At 50.7% G+C, this 13957-nt stretch carries 14 protein-coding genes; 7 read left to right on the top strand and 7 right to left on the bottom strand.

Annotation, left to right across the window (positions count from 1 at the left end; genetic code table 11):
• Positions 1 to 96 precede the first annotated feature (96 nt).
• From B153_RS0115525 to B153_RS0115510, 4 genes are all read right to left on the bottom strand, one after another.
• On the bottom strand, positions 97 to 1512 hold the full coding sequence (locus B153_RS0115525; RefSeq protein ID WP_026262190.1) for an MBL fold metallo-hydrolase: 1416 nt from the start codon (positions 1510 to 1512) through the stop codon (positions 97 to 99).
• 40 nt (positions 1513 to 1552) lie between these two features.
• Positions 1553 to 2356 carry a sulfite exporter TauE/SafE family protein gene (locus tag B153_RS0115520; RefSeq protein ID WP_020597648.1) on the bottom strand — a complete coding sequence of 268 codons (804 nt, stop codon included), beginning with the start codon at positions 2354 to 2356 and terminating at the stop codon, positions 1553 to 1555.
• 93 nt (positions 2357 to 2449) lie between these two features.
• A complete protein-coding gene (locus B153_RS0115515) occupies positions 2450 to 3091 on the bottom strand; it encodes a Crp/Fnr family transcriptional regulator (protein ID WP_020597647.1) in 642 nt (213 codons plus the stop codon).
• Positions 3092 to 3304: 213 nt separating this feature from the next.
• Complete coding sequence (locus tag B153_RS0115510) at positions 3305 to 4297, bottom strand: 2-hydroxyacid dehydrogenase (RefSeq protein ID WP_020597646.1); 993 nt, start codon at positions 4295 to 4297, stop codon at positions 3305 to 3307.
• A gap of 209 nt (positions 4298 to 4506) precedes the next feature.
• Here B153_RS0115510 and B153_RS0115505 point away from each other — a divergent pair, with 209 nt between their 5' ends.
• The 3 genes from B153_RS0115505 to B153_RS35270 all read left to right on the top strand — a co-directional run bounded on the left by B153_RS0115505 (position 4507) and on the right by B153_RS35270 (position 8376).
• Positions 4507 to 5046, top strand: a complete 540-nt coding sequence (locus tag B153_RS0115505; RefSeq protein WP_026262189.1) for a hypothetical protein — start codon at positions 4507 to 4509, stop codon at positions 5044 to 5046.
• A 388-nt stretch (positions 5047 to 5434) separates the two neighbouring features.
• The gene (locus B153_RS35275; protein ID WP_083928210.1) at positions 5435 to 6832 is read left to right on the top strand and encodes a vanadium-dependent haloperoxidase; all 1398 of its coding nucleotides are present in this window, start codon (positions 5435 to 5437) and stop codon (positions 6830 to 6832) included.
• 119 nt (positions 6833 to 6951) lie between these two features.
• Entirely contained in the window at positions 6952 to 8376 is a 1425-nt protein-coding gene (locus tag B153_RS35270; protein ID WP_020597643.1) for a vanadium-dependent haloperoxidase, read from the top strand.
• Positions 8377 to 8422: 46 nt separating this feature from the next.
• Here B153_RS35270 and B153_RS0115490 read toward each other — a convergent pair whose 3' ends face one another.
• Positions 8423 to 8677: an RNA-binding protein gene (locus B153_RS0115490; protein WP_020597642.1), complete on the bottom strand. Its 255-nt coding sequence runs from the start codon at positions 8675 to 8677 to the stop codon at positions 8423 to 8425.
• Between the two features lie 62 nt (positions 8678 to 8739).
• Entirely contained in the window at positions 8740 to 9861 is a 1122-nt protein-coding gene (locus B153_RS0115485) for a L,D-transpeptidase family protein (RefSeq protein WP_040761514.1), read from the bottom strand.
• Between the two features lie 180 nt (positions 9862 to 10041).
• Between B153_RS0115485 and B153_RS0115480 the strand changes: the two genes are divergently transcribed.
• Positions 10042 to 10287, top strand: a complete 246-nt coding sequence (locus tag B153_RS0115480) for a FixH family protein (protein ID WP_020597640.1) — start codon at positions 10042 to 10044, stop codon at positions 10285 to 10287.
• A 288-nt stretch (positions 10288 to 10575) separates the two neighbouring features.
• Here B153_RS0115480 and B153_RS0115475 read toward each other — a convergent pair whose 3' ends face one another.
• Complete coding sequence (locus B153_RS0115475; RefSeq protein ID WP_020597639.1) at positions 10576 to 10980, bottom strand: Hsp20/alpha crystallin family protein; 405 nt, start codon at positions 10978 to 10980, stop codon at positions 10576 to 10578.
• Positions 10981 to 11259: 279 nt separating this feature from the next.
• On the opposite strand from B153_RS0115475, the gene hemC reads away from it, so the two are divergent.
• The 3 genes from hemC to B153_RS0115460 all read left to right on the top strand — a co-directional run bounded on the left by hemC (position 11260) and on the right by B153_RS0115460 (position 13911).
• On the top strand, positions 11260 to 12186 hold the full coding sequence (hemC, locus tag B153_RS0115470) for a hydroxymethylbilane synthase (protein WP_020597638.1): 927 nt from the start codon (positions 11260 to 11262) through the stop codon (positions 12184 to 12186).
• On the top strand, positions 12183 to 12620 hold the full coding sequence (locus B153_RS0115465) for a GNAT family N-acetyltransferase (RefSeq protein WP_020597637.1): 438 nt from the start codon (positions 12183 to 12185) through the stop codon (positions 12618 to 12620). The genes hemC and B153_RS0115465 overlap by 4 nt, the downstream gene beginning before the upstream one ends.
• 64 nt (positions 12621 to 12684) lie before the next feature.
• Entirely contained in the window at positions 12685 to 13911 is a 1227-nt protein-coding gene (locus B153_RS0115460; protein WP_020597636.1) for an ABC transporter permease, read from the top strand.
• The last annotated feature ends 46 nt before the right edge of the window (positions 13912 to 13957 follow it).

Here is a 13957-nt window from a genome sequence, read left to right as displayed (position 1 = left end):
CAGGAAGCTGATTCTGGTAAGTCATACGTTAAAAAAGGCGCTAACAGAAGCCCTCTCAGAACATCCACTAGCGCCTTTGCTTTTTAAGCGTCAAACCTATTTTTTCAGCGTGGTTGGGCAAACGTAATCAGTTGTGTGGATACGTCCGCTTTTCTGAATGGCGCCAAAGCCCCCAGCCACATCGATCACATTATCGTAGCCGCGCGATTTCAGAATGGATGCTGCCATCATGGATCGGTAGCCGCCGGCACAATGAATGTAGAACGGTTCGTTTTTAGGAAACTCAGCCATGTTCTCACTGATGTAATCGAGCGGAACGTTCTTCGCAGCATCGACGTGCTCAGCCGTAAATTCGCCCGGCTTCCGAACGTCGATCACCGAAATGGGTCCCTGCTGGAGACGGTCAGCCAGTTCATCGGCCGAAATCGATGCAATCGTATCCACTTCTTTACCACTGGTTGCCCAGGCCCCGAAACCACCTTCCAGATACCCCAGCACCTGGTCGTATCCGACGCGCGCCAGCCGGGTCAGGGTTTCCTGTTCGGTACCGGGATCGCACACCAGCAGAAGCTCCTGCCGAACATCGGGAACCAGCGCCCCTACCCAGGGCGCAAACTGCCCACCCAGCCCAATGTTGATCGAGTTCGGAATAAAGCCCTTCGCAAATGCCTGCGCCGAACGCACATCGAGCACCACCGCCCCCGTTTCATTGGCAGCCGCTTCGAAGGCTTCCGGGCTAAGCGGTTGCGCTCCCCGGTCCAATACCGTATCGATGCTTTCATACCCTTCCTTATTCATCCGTACATTTTGCGGAAAATATTTGGGAGGAGCCAGCAGCCCGTCGGTTACTTCCTGAATGAATTCGTCGCGGGTCATGGTAGCCCGTAGGGCATAGTTGAATAGTTTCTGGTTGCCCAGCGTGTCGGTGGTTTCCTTGCTCATGTTTTTGCCACAGGCCGAGCCAGCCCCATGTGCCGGATACACAATCACATCGTTGGGCAGGGTCATGATTTTGGTACGAAGTGAATCGAACAGATAACCCGCCAGATCATCCATGGTCAGGTCGGATTTCTGAGCCAGGTCGGGGCGACCAACATCACCAATAAACAGCGTATCGCCACTGAACAAGGCCTTTTCGTGGCCCTGCTCATCGACCAGCAGATAACAGGTCGATTCCATCGTATGCCCTGGTGTATGCAACACCCGAATTTTCACATTTCCCAACGGCAGTTCTTCCCCATCCTGAGCAATGTAGGCTTCGAAGCCGGTTTTGGCGTTGGGACCGTAAACGATAGTGGCGCCGGTTTGTTTGGCCAGATCGAGGTGCCCCGACACGAAGTCGGCGTGGAAATGGGTTTCCAGCACATATTTAATGGTAGCCCCTGCCCGTTCGGCCCGTTCGATATACGGTTTCACTTCCCGGAGTGGATCAATAATGGCTACTTCGCCCTGGCTTTCAATATAATAAGCCCCTTGCGCGAGGCAACCTGTATAAATCTGTTCTATGTTCATGGTCATTGGTGATTGACGAATGGAGATTAGATTGAGTCAATTAAAAAAGCAGCTCCTTAGCAATGATATACACGCCCATCATGAGTACAAACCAGCCAAAGGCCTTTTTAAGTTTCTCACCCGGCACATACCGCGACAGATAGGACCCCACAAAAATGCCTACTACCGACAGAGCCGTGAATTCGAGTAAGAACGGCCAGTCGACCTGCATGTTGGACAAATCGCCCAGAAACCCGATTAATGATTTGGCCGCAATGATGAGCAGTGAGGTTCCAACCGCCATTTTCATAGGCAGTCGCGCCAACAACACCAGCGCCGGAATAATCAGAAACCCGCCACCAGCGCCCACAATCCCCGTCAGCGTACCTACCAGTGCCCCTTCGAGAGCAATCAGGGGTAAGTTGAACTGTACGGCGTCTGTTTCGGCGCTGGTCTCCTTTTTTTTGTCCCGAATCATCGACAGCGAAGCAGCCAGCATAACCAGCGCAAAAAACAGCATGATGGCTACATTCCGGCTAAGGGCGAAGCTTGCCGTGGTAAACACCGGATCGGGAATGGCCGGAACCAGGTATTTGCGGGTTAAGAAAACAGCCAGAAAAGAAGGTATGGCAAAAACAAAGGCCGCCCGGTAATTAACCTGCTCGTTTCGCATGTAATTAACCGAGCCAACCAACGATGTAGTGCCTACAACAAATAGCGAATAGGCCGTAGACAGAACAGGGTTGATCCCCATCATGTAGACCAGAACGGGAAGTGTCAGGATACTCCCTCCTCCTCCAATCAGCCCGAGGCTGATGCCAATGAAAATAGATGCAGAAAAGCCAATTAGTTGAATTGTGGTCATGCCCGTCAAACTTTTAGGCAAAACAACCACATGGCCAGAAGGCTTTCCGTGATAATTGTTACATAGTCCGTTTAAATGGGTGACGAACGATGCTCAAGCACCCACCATCTCAATTTTTCCCCGTTGCAACTTAAGTTTATTCATTTTTTCGAGTTGTTTGAGCAAGCGCGAGATTACCTCCCGGGAGGTAGCCAGTTCATTGGCAATTTCTTCGTGGGTAATCGTTAGTTCGCGGCATTGGCAACTCTGTACTTTTTTCTGAAGATAGGTCAGTAGCCGTTCGTCCAGTTTATGAAAAGTAACCTCATCGATGGTCGTCAACAGATTGTCGAACCGTTTCTGATAGGTCTGAAACACAAACTGTTTCCAGGTCGAATAGCGGCATAGCCATTCATCTACTTTATCGACAGGTATGGCAATCAGTTCGGTTTCTTCCTCGGCAACGGCCGTAATTTCACTGCGCCGGCTGCCCAGGCAGCAGGTAAGCGACATGGCACAGGCATCCAGCCCGCCCAGGTAATAGAGCAACGCTTCGCGACCCTCCTGATCGGGGCGCAGGATTTTGACCGACCCCCGAATAATAATGGGAACCGAACGAATGAACTCGCCGGGCCGGATCAGGTACGCTCCTGTGGGTACTATTTTCTGCTGGCCAACTTTAGCCAGATCGTCAAGCAAAGCGTATTCAAACTGTCCTTTAAAGGTTTCCTGTAAGTAGTTCAGGCTTATGTTCATAGCGACAAACGGGATTGGACTCTATCGCTATCAGTAACCGAAACCAGCCAGAGCAAGTTGCATCTACCTGTAAAAAGCTCTGCGAGCGGCTCGGCCTCTCCTTAAACTATAACCTCACCTTTCAGGCTATGCTCCCACAGACCCGATGAAACAGAACGAATCGGAACCGGGAAGTGGTTAAACCAGCCGATAGAAAGACAGGTCTCATTGACCTTAGCACATCGACGCTTTCGTGACCAGTACGGTCTGCTGATTGTCGTAAAAACTAAACTGATTGAGCAGGAAACGAGCCGTTTGCCGCAGCGCTTCCTCGGTTAGGAACCCCTGATGCGCAGTCAGCAAGACACCAGGATGGCAGCGGAGCCGATTCAGCAGTTCGTCTGTAATCGGTTGGTCGGAATAATCGTAATGAAACCAGGGCCGCTCGTTTTCGTATACATCCGTTGCGTAGCCCAACAACAGCCCGGCATCCAAAGCGGCCAGAACGACTTCCGTATCGACGAGCGGCCCCCGAGCGGTATTCACCAGAATAGCGCCTGGTTTCAGGCTGGTCAATGATTGGGTATTGATCAGGTGATACGTTGATGGGGCTAGCGGGCAATGCAGCGATACAATATCGGCCTGTTGAAGAACCTTCTCAAGCAGCACATACCGGACACCATCGTCCATCAATTTCTGATCGGGTCGGATGTCGTAGGCCAGTACATGGCACCCAAACCCCAGCATAATCCGGGCAACTACCTTTCCGATACGTCCGGTACCAATGATGCCTACCGTTTTCCCGTGAAGGTCATAGCCCATCAACCCATCAATCGAGAAATTGCCTGCCCGTACCCGATTATGGGCTTCGGGCAGGTGCCGGATCATTCCTAATAGTAAGGTAACAGCCTGCTCGGCTACTGAATACGGCGAATGACCAGGTACGTGCAGGAGCTTCATGTTTAACGTTTCCAGGGCTTCCTGATCGACATTATCCAGCCCAACCGATCGCATAGCGACAATCGAAACCCCAATCTGCTTTAGCCGACCCAGCACCGATTGGCTCAGGTCGTCGTTTACAAAAGCGCAAATTGCCCGGTGCCCTTTAGCCAGTTCGGCCGTTTGGAGGGTAAGCGCTTTCGGAATAAAGGTTATCTGATGGTTACCGGCATATCGCTCAAACCAGGTCTGCTCAAAGGGCAAAGCGCTAAAAAAAGCAATGGTCATGGCAGCAGGGGTTTAGTTGGTTTGAGATCACCAAAAATGGTGCACTCTCAACCCATACGCCATGACCCTGCTCAGCTCACCGAATGATCGTATCCAGGCAGCCGAAAGCACTAAGCCTCTTTCTTTTCACTCTTATTCAAAAAGTTACAAATGGCACAAATCTTGTTTATTATTTATAAGCTTTCCTAAAGCTGAAGAAAACTGCTCTCGTGAAAAAAGTCATTTCCATCGGTCTTGTCGCCTTGTTGGGGTGTTATACATTAGCGTATATGCTCGTGGCCGTGACCAGTTGGTGGCAGGCAGAAAATGACCTGTCGGAACGACTTTCCGTCTATCGCTCAGTCGATAGCCTGGTCGAGTTCGAGATCGCGCTGAAAAACCGATTCGAACTCAGCGACATTGCCCGCACAACTTCCGATGGTTTTACCTACAACGGACATTATTATTCGGTTGTGAGTATGGAGCGGCACGGCGATCAGCTTTATATACTCGGTCTTGAGTTGAAAAGTCATTCGTTATGGCAGGACGATCTACTTTCCTTCCTGAATGGTCGTATGCACGAAGCTGGCCAGTCGCAACAAAAGGCCAACCAGTTTCTTAAGCTCTTATTGAAAGAATACTCTCCTGCCCGACAGGCCATTTTTAGGTTTCTGGCTCCTCATTGGCAACAAGCGATCCGAATACCCAACAAACCGTCTCTGCTGCTCGTTCGTGCCTTGCCTGTACATTCGCCCCCTCCAGAACGCTGAAAAAAGGGGATATTAACGTCGAATGGAGTTGCCTGAGATGGGTTGGCGAGTGGGCTGCACCTACAAAGCACTGTAGCCATACTAGTGGCAATCAGCACCCTCATTTTCGAGCCTACGTTTTGTCCCTCTACATCCAGAGTAGCCACTGTATGGGCTGAAACAAGTTAGCTGTCACTTTCTTACGGTCGCGATCTGCAACCCTGATCGATTATTGGCTTCTCTTCAGTCCTCTGAACAGTTGTAGGTTAAACTGGCGTACAAACTGACCAGATGGCTGCTCTCTTCTGGTGGCTGGCTTATGGCTAGCCCCTTCTATCCCGTACGTTAATCTGGGTTAGCGATAGCCCCGTTTCCGTACCCCATACTACACACTAAATTTCAGAGAGCGATGAACACCTGTATACATCCGTCAACACGAGTGCCCTCCCGCACAGGAAGGGCTATTTCCTATTGCGTAATCTGTTTCTGTATCGCAGTGGCGCTGGCCTGCCAATCCCCCAAACAGGACGTAGTGCCCGAAGCCACCGCATCCACTACGGATGCCTCCGTATCCCTACAGTGGATGGATCTGTTTTTGATTATCGATCGATATGCGCCTGGTTATCGCCCGCCGGTAGCCGCCCGGGCCCTGGCGTATATCGGCCTGGCTGCTTATGAAACCGTAGTGCCCGGTTCAGCCAATTACCAGTCCATAGCAAACAAATTTTCCGGTCTTAGCATCCCCAGGCCCGAAGCCGGTAAAACCTACCGCTGGGAGGTAGCCCTGAACGAGTCTTACTACCAGATGATGAAAGGCTTCTTTCCTCATATCGCCGACAAGGATAAGGCTAAAATCGACTCGCTCCATACAAAACTAACGGGCGGTCCTGGGGATGCTGATGAACTCAACCGATCCAGAAAGTTTGGTCTGGATGTGGCTACGGCTGTGATCGCTTATGCCAAAACGGACCTAGCGGGCGACGGGGCTTACCTCCGCAATCAGCCAGCCGATTATATTCCACCAACGGGTGTCGGCAAATGGCAACCTACCGCGCCCGATTATAGCCGGGCGCTGCTGCCCTACTGGGGAAAAGTCAGGACGTTTGTGGCCAGTGAAACCGACAAAATAGCCAAAGAACCACTGAATTACAGCACAAACATAAAATCGACGCTATTTGCCCAGGGACTGGAAATTTACACGGCAACTACTCCCCTGACCAGCGAAGAAAAGTGGATTGGTGAATTCTGGAGCGACGATATTTATCAGTTAACGTTTGAACCTGCCGGACGCTGGATTGCCGTTGCCAGAGAGGTGATTCGGAAGGAAAAGGTCCCGCTCGATAAGGCCGTGTATACCTTTGCCAAGGTGGGCATGGGCCTCAGCGACGTAGGGGTAGCCTGCTGGAATTCCAAATACATCTATAATGTGGAACGACCAATTACGTATATCCAGCGGACGATCGATCCAACCTGGCGAACGCGGCTGAATAATCCCATCAGCATTATGATTGGTGTTACCCCGCCCTTTCCGGCCTATCCATCCGGGCATTCGTGCTTTGGTGCCGCTGCTGCCGAAGTCCTTACCGACATCTATGGAGCGGCCTATGCCCTGACCGATCGGTGCCATGAAGGGCGAACCGAATTTAATGGTACTCCCAGAAGCTTCAATAGTTTTTATGAAATGGCTCAGGAAAATGCCTACTCACGTGTCGTACTGGGGGTGCATTACCGGATGGACTGCGAAGAGGGCCTTCGGATGGGCTATGCCATTGGGCGAAAAGTCAATCAGTTACCCTGGGCTCGATAAGGGTATTATCACAGGTTTCTAAAGCTATCCCCGCCCATAAACCGGGTGGGGATAGTCATTCACCAAACACCACTTCGGCTGGCAAACCATGTCCGATTCAACTATTTAACGAACAGATAATGAACAACTTACTCCAACGACCCCTTTGGCAGTTCTGTTTACTTATAAGCTTATCCTGCTCCCTAAAAGCCCAGCCCGTTCAAACGGTGTTGACCAGCCAGCAGATAGCTACTACCTGGGCCGATATGACCGTACGAATCATGACCAGGGCGCCAAAAAATACACCAACCTATGGTTCCAGAGCCATAGGTTATCTAGGGCTAACCATGTACGAAACGGTTGTTTACGCGTCCAGGCGGCATAAGTCCGTCATCCGGCTCCTGTCTGATACCCTCTCCTTGCCCAAGCCTGTTCCGGGGCAGGCATATTGTTGGGAACTCGCCCTCAACGCGGGGCAGGCCTACTTACTCAAAGCGCTTTACGCCTATACCGAAAAAACACAACCCATTGATTCGCTGGCAGCAGCCGTTCATTCTAACTATGCCGCACAGCTCGACCCAGCCATTGTGGAGCGGTCGGAACAATTCGGCAAAACCATCGCTACAAAAATTTACCATTGGTCAATGACCGACGGTGGGCATGAGGGCTACCAGCGTAATTTTCCCACCGACTACGTGCGACCTGTTGGTACGGGGGTGTGGGTTCCTCCACTGGTTGGTCAGTCGAACACCAAAATCCCTATGCACCCTACCTGGGGCCAGAACCGCACGTTTGCACCCCGTAATGGCCGATTACCAGCACCCAGGCCCCTGGTTTATTCCACAGATACCAGCAGTCAGTACTATCAGCAGTATAAAGAGGTTTTTGAGCGAAAAAAGTCGCTTAGCCCAACTGATCAGGCCATCGTGATGTGGTGGGGCGATGATCCTACAGAGACCTGCTCCCCTCCCGGCCATTCGTACAATCTGGCAACCATTGCGATTCGAAATAGCAATACCGATTTGGTAAAAGCCTGTGAAACCTACGCCCGGGTAGGCATGGCCGTAGCCGATGCCTTCATCTGCTGCTGGAAAACCAAATTTACCTATATGGTCGAACGGCCCTCCTCCTTCATCCATACGACCATTTCGCCCGACAAAAATAAAAAGCCCTGGTTACCTTTCTTCCTGGAACCACCCTTTCCTTCTTTCTATTCGGGTCATGCGGTTCAGTCGGCCGCTACCGCCACAGTATTGACCGAACTTTATGGCGATGCGTTTTCCTTCACCGATAACACCCATACGAATCGGGCACCCTATACTTACTACGCAGAGGAGGCTATTCTGGTGCAGTCGGCCTCGGCTCAGCAGCCTTACTATTATCCCAGCCTGGTCCGCCATACGCTACCTTACGAAGTTCGTCATTACCGCTCATTCTGGGAGGCTGCTCAGGAATGTGCCAACTCCCGATTGATGGGTGGTATCCATACCCGACATGACAATGAAGTGGGACTTTCGGAAGGCAGGAAGATTGGGCATAACATTAACGCCCTACGCTGGCATTGACAATAAACCTGTAGCTCATTTATATCGTATCGGGCTTTAGCAGGACTTAAGGGGTTGGTTTGGCCCGATCGGTTTCGATATACTGACCGTCGTTACCAAACACAGCTACTACCGGCTTGCCATCAAACACAAAATGGGCGTACGAATAATCGGCATTACGCGTCCATTTGACAGAGTCGACCTGACCAAATTTTTTGACAAATGCTTTCTCAACCGTTTCATTAGGCTCTTTGGTAGCTGCGCAAGCGATAAGAAACCCACCCAAGGCAAGGGTAATAACACCTTTCGTAATCCGTTTCATAGCATTCATGATTTAAGTAAAATAGGTTATTGACAGTATAGCACATGGGGTAAGGTCAGGGCCTATGAATCCAGTTTCCACCAGCCGTACACATCTTTGTACACCACAATGGCTCCCTGCTCATCTATGTCGAGCAGATTGTAGGTGACAATCACCGGAATGGGTTGCGGAATAGCGATCGGTTTCGGCTGGGCCTGTTTTTGACAGGTCGTTAAGAACGAGGCAGTAAATCGCGGTTTTCCCAGCACGATATTGGCCAGTTCAACGGGCTTTTCGACCCGGATACAGCCGTGGCTCAGCGTTCGCCTGTCATGGGCAAACAGAGCCCGTTGATTGGTGTCGTGCAGATAAATATCGTAGGGGTCATTTACATTAAATTTCAGAATGCCCAGCGCGTTGTCGCAGCCCGTCGATTGCCGAAGCCGGTATGGAAAGGTTTTGACCGTAAGTGCCGACCAGTTTACAGACTCAGGCGCAACAATCGCTCCTTTACCGTCTATGATTTGCAGGTTCATGTCGGCCAGTACACCAGCTGGATTTTTCCAGATTTTGGGTAGTAATTCGCTCACTGCTATCGAACGCGGCACATTCCAGTACGGATAGGCGACCAGCCCTGTAATTTGTGCATTGAAAAGAGGAGTCGGCGTACTGGTTTTTCCGACAATCACCCGACTGCTAAGCAGGGTAGCCCCGTCCCGATCAACCACCCGCAAAGTGGCCGAAGGGATATTCACAATCACGCGTTTGTCTGCCGGAAATCGATTGAGCCATCGGTAGAAATTCAGGGTCGATTTGACCTGCTCAATCGTCAGCGAATCGGCCATATAATCATCAACCAGACAACGTATGCAGTAGGCTTTGAGCTGTCGATACGTAGGATCGTGCGATTCCAGCGAATCCAGGAGTGGGCACCAGTCGCCACCTGCCCGAAACAGGGTAGTCAGCCGATTGATGCGAGCCGTATCAATCAGCTCTTTTAGCCCCTGATAGCCCAATCGTGCATGTGGCTTTCCGTAAACAATGTGCGTGAAATAAGCCCGCAGGCAGGTTGTATCAGGGGTAGCGCATGGTTCTTCTACACCGATTTCGCTGGCATACTGCCGTAGTCTTCCCCAATCGTCGGGCTGTTGGGCAAAGGCTAGCAGAGGCAAATAGAGCAGGGTGACTATCAGGCGGTTCAGCATAAAGAGGACGTACGAATGAAAGCCCAAAACTGCAACCGATTTATCGGCACCTGCCTGATAGAGATCAGTACATAGCTTGAAACCAGTCAATCGGTTTCCTGACGTATATCATAGACGGTGCCGATAAATGGGGTTATTTTTGATGCTGGAATACGTTTCGACACCTACTCTTTGTGAACCATGACATTCGAACCTGCTTCCCAAATTCTGGCTTTTGTTTTGCCGATGTCGTTTCTACGATGTAATCTGACCTTCAGCAAGCGAAATGGTGTGGAGGACGACATTCATATCCCTGTTCAGCCAACCAGTAAATCCAGGTATGTTGTATCGACGGATAAGCTTGCAAAGGGACTTTGGCGGGTATACCTCGAATGGTCGGATGGTCGCCGACAATACCACGACGAACAGGAAATCAGCATCGTCTGAAACGAAATGAATTAAGTAGTCATGGAAAAATAGTTTAGGATATGCTGCGAGAGCGTTTTTGTCATCCCCGACGCAGGAGGGAACTTCGAAAATCACTTTTTATCTCATTTTCGAAGTTCCCTCCTGCGTCGGGATGACAAAAAATAATCTAATGTATTTTCAATGACCTACTTATCTCCTAAAAAAGAGAGCTATAAACGCAAAAAGCCGCTTCCGTAGAAGCGGCCGAACTCATCTATAGGCAACAGAACCAACTCTGGGTTCCGGAAGAGATTCCCGGTCGTTTGCTTAAAACAAGTTTTTTATATCGATCCGACGATGCATCTGCTCTTCATCTTTGAAAGGCAGCATGACCATTACCCGACCCTGTTCATGAATGGCTTCAATATGATCAGCGTCGACAAAGGACGGAATGTCCAGTACCCGAAGGAACATAGGCACGGCCAGCCGTTGGCTGATCCCATCTTCCTGATGCTCACTTGTACCAACCAGTAAGGTATAGAGAACGAGTTTACTGCCCTCAACCAGCACATTAAACGAGTTGGCCTTGACACCAGGAGCGGACAGGGTGATAATCAGGCGTTCATCTTCCCGCTCTACGTTCATAGTGGTCTGACTAGATCCACCATAAAGGGTATTCAGCAAGTCGATCTGCCCGCCTGTTCCCTGAAACACGTTTTCTATCGCTTTCATAGTGGTGTTGTTTACTGTTCAATTACTGTACTATAGACAAACCTCGTGCCTAAAGGTTTATTTCCGACTTTTCGGTCAGTATGACAGGTAAAATCATGGAAATTTTACCGCAAAATGCCTTTTTGACACGTTTAAATGGCTTAATAATCATTTTTTGTGTCTACATACGCTTTTTCAGACTGTTGCGATTTCTGGGCTTTCTGTGGAAAGTCGGCCACACCACAATATCAATTCGTTGATGTACGGAAAGCTACTTTTCGCGCCGTATCTTTGTGAATCATGCATATTCGAATTGGAACCCGAAGTAGTCGCTTAGCCGTTTGGCAGGCCGAGCATATTCAAACCCTACTTCAACAGGGAGGCTTATCCTCCGAATTGGTTTTTATCGAAACCAAAGGTGATCTGGTGCTCGACCGATCGCTGTCTAAAATTGGGAGTAAAGGGGTCTTTACGCAGGAACTGGAAGACCAGCTTCGCGATGGTAGTATCGACATTGCGGTCCACAGTGCCAAAGACCTACCCTCCAGCTTACCGACCGATCTGACCATCATTGCCTTCACCGAACGCGAACAGGCCAACGACGTGCTCGTCAGTCGGGATGGCTCGCTTTCGCTCAGCAGCGGTCAGCCTTTTCGCATTGGCACTTCCTCTACGCGCCGGGTAGCCATGCTCAAACACTACTGCCCACATCTGACTACGGTTGAGATGCGGGGTAATCTGCAAACGCGACTTCGTAAGCTCGACGAAGGGCAATGTGATGCCTTGCTGCTGGCCTATGCAGGCGTTCACCGAATGGGCTACGACGATCTGATTGCCGAGCATTTACCCATTACCGAGTTTGTACCCGCTGTGGGGCAGGGAACCATCGCCATCGAAGCCGCTACGGCTTTAAACCCGTCAGTCAGCGAAGCCATTACCCAGATTGTCAATCATGCGCCAACGGCAGCCTGTCTCCGCGCCGAACGCGCCTTTCTGGCCCGACTGGAAGGAGGCTGTAGCATTCCGTCTTTTGCCCTGGCCCACTGGACAACCGATCAAACCATCAGCCTTACGGGTGGCCTCGTTAGTCTGGATGGCAGCCAGTTGCTTCGTGAAACCTTTACGGGCTCTCCGGCCGAAGCATCAGCCCTGGGCCATTCACTGGCCGAAGCCATTCTGGAACGGGGGGGCAATGTGATCTTACAGCAAATCCGCCAACAATTATGACCATTAAGATTGCCACCACCGACGCCGAAATAGAACGGTGTATCCCAGCCATGCTGGCCCTGCGTTCGCACCTGACTCCAGCCGACGCTCTCGACCGGATTCGTTCGCAGCAGCAAACGGATGGCTTTGTATTAGCTTATGTTGACACGGGTAATCCAGACGAAACGGTTCCGGCTGTTACGGGCTATCGCTACCTGAATTTCCTGTACAGCGGTAAAACCCTCTACATCGACGACCTGTCCACCCTGCCCGAAGCCCGTGGCAAAGGGTATGCTGGTGCTCTTGTGGATTTTATCATCGATCAGGCCCGGCAGGCCGGTTGCCAGTGCGTATCGCTCGACTCAGGTCAGAATCCGGCCCGGTACGATGCTCATCGGCTTTACCTGAACAAACGGTTCAACATTGTCAGCCACCATTTCAAGCTGGATTTGTAATCGTACTGTCATTCAGTAATTTGCAAAATACTTTTTCGAACCAATCAGCGATTAGCCCACGTCTATGAATCTTTTCCGAATTAGTTGGAGTAATCTGCGCGACAAGCCCCTGAGCAGCTTTTTAAGTGGGCTCCTGATGACGTTTGGTATTACGATTATCTCGTTGCTATTGCTGCTTAACAAACAGTTGGACGATCAGTTTCGGAAAAATATTCGGGGCATCGATATGGTGCTGGGCGCTAAAGGCAGTCCCTTGCAACTGATCCTGTCCAGTATTTATCAGATCGACTCCCCCGTTGGCAACATTCCCCTTGAGGAAGCCGAACGACTCTCGCGCAATCCCATGATCAAAACGGCCATTCCCCTGGCTATGGGTGATAACTATCGGTCGTTCCGCATTGTGGGAACCAACAAAAAATACCTCGATCATTTTGGCGCTACGGTTGCACAGGGAAAGTTATTTCAGAATGATCTGGAAGTGGTCATTGGTCCTCGCGTGGCGGATGTAACGGGCTTAAAAATTGGTGATACGTTTGCCAGTTCGCACGGGCTGGATAAGGATGGCGAAGAGCACGGCGATTCCAAATACAAGGTTGTAGGTATCCTGAACCCGACCAATACAGTAACCGACCAGCTTATTCTGACACCCGTGTCGAGCGTATGGGCCATTCATGCGCATCATGACGAACATCATGAAGAAGGCGAAGCCCACGAAGCAGACGAAGACCATGACGAGCATGAGGAAGAGCCCCGCGAGATAACCAGTATGCTCATCAAATTTCGGAATCCGATGGGTATGATGCTGGCACGGGGTATCAATAGTAACTCCAAGCTTCAGGCGGCCCTTCCCAATATAGAAATTAACCGACTGTTTTCATTGCTGGGTATAGGCGTAGAAACCCTCCGTGGGCTGGCCATCGTCATCATGCTGATTTCGGGAATCAGCGTGTTTGTATCACTGTATAATTCATTGAAGGAACGCCGTTACGAAATGGCCCTTATGCTGTCGATGGGTGCCACAAGGGCGCAGTTGTTTGGTATGCTGCTGCTGGAAGGAATCGTGCTGGCGTTGATCGGCTTCGTGCTGGGCCTAACCTTGAGCCGGATTGGCTTGTGGCTATTCTCAGGAAGCGTTTCGGATGAGTATCACTATAATCTGGCTGCCTTTGGCATCCTGCCCGAAGAGTGGGGACTGCTTGGCATTGCCCTTCTTATCGGCATCCTGGCCGCTGCCCTTCCGGCACTGGGCGTTTACCGGATGAACATCTCCCGTACATTGGCTGAAGAATAAAAAAAGTTTGAGGGGTGGCGAATGCCACCCCTCAAACTTTTTTAGA

Origin of the sequence: Spirosoma panaciterrae DSM 21099 (genome assembly GCF_000374025.1) — a bacterium.
GTDB classification, from domain to species: domain Bacteria; phylum Bacteroidota; class Bacteroidia; order Cytophagales; family Spirosomataceae; genus Spirosoma; species Spirosoma panaciterrae.
This window is presented reverse-complemented; position numbering and strand designations above follow the sequence as displayed.

Bases quoted from the DNA above. Each gene is read 5' to 3' on its own strand.
- B153_RS0115460 (WP_020597636.1), top strand. From the start codon at position 12,685: ATGAATCTTTTCCGAATTAGTTGGAGTAATCTGCGCGACAAGCCCCTG.
- B153_RS0115510 (WP_020597646.1), bottom strand. From the start codon at position 4,297: ATGACCATTGCTTTTTTTAGCGCTTTGCCCTTTGAGCAGACCTGGTTT.
- B153_RS0115485 (WP_040761514.1), bottom strand. From the start codon at position 9,861: ATGCTGAACCGCCTGATAGTCACCCTGCTCTATTTGCCTCTGCTAGCC.
- hemC (WP_020597638.1), top strand. From the start codon at position 11,260: ATGCATATTCGAATTGGAACCCGAAGTAGTCGCTTAGCCGTTTGGCAG.
- B153_RS0115490 (WP_020597642.1), bottom strand. From the start codon at position 8,677: ATGAAACGGATTACGAAAGGTGTTATTACCCTTGCCTTGGGTGGGTTT.
- B153_RS0115520 (WP_020597648.1), bottom strand. From the start codon at position 2,356: ATGACCACAATTCAACTAATTGGCTTTTCTGCATCTATTTTCATTGGC.
- B153_RS0115465 (WP_020597637.1), top strand. From the start codon at position 12,183: ATGACCATTAAGATTGCCACCACCGACGCCGAAATAGAACGGTGTATC.
- B153_RS0115515 (WP_020597647.1), bottom strand. From the start codon at position 3,091: ATGAACATAAGCCTGAACTACTTACAGGAAACCTTTAAAGGACAGTTT.
- B153_RS0115525 (WP_026262190.1), bottom strand. From the start codon at position 1,512: ATGAACATAGAACAGATTTATACAGGTTGCCTCGCGCAAGGGGCTTAT.
- B153_RS35270 (WP_020597643.1), top strand. From the start codon at position 6,952: ATGAACAACTTACTCCAACGACCCCTTTGGCAGTTCTGTTTACTTATA.
- B153_RS0115480 (WP_020597640.1), top strand. From the start codon at position 10,042: ATGACATTCGAACCTGCTTCCCAAATTCTGGCTTTTGTTTTGCCGATG.
- B153_RS0115475 (WP_020597639.1), bottom strand. From the start codon at position 10,980: ATGAAAGCGATAGAAAACGTGTTTCAGGGAACAGGCGGGCAGATCGAC.
- B153_RS35275 (WP_083928210.1), top strand. From the start codon at position 5,435: ATGAACACCTGTATACATCCGTCAACACGAGTGCCCTCCCGCACAGGA.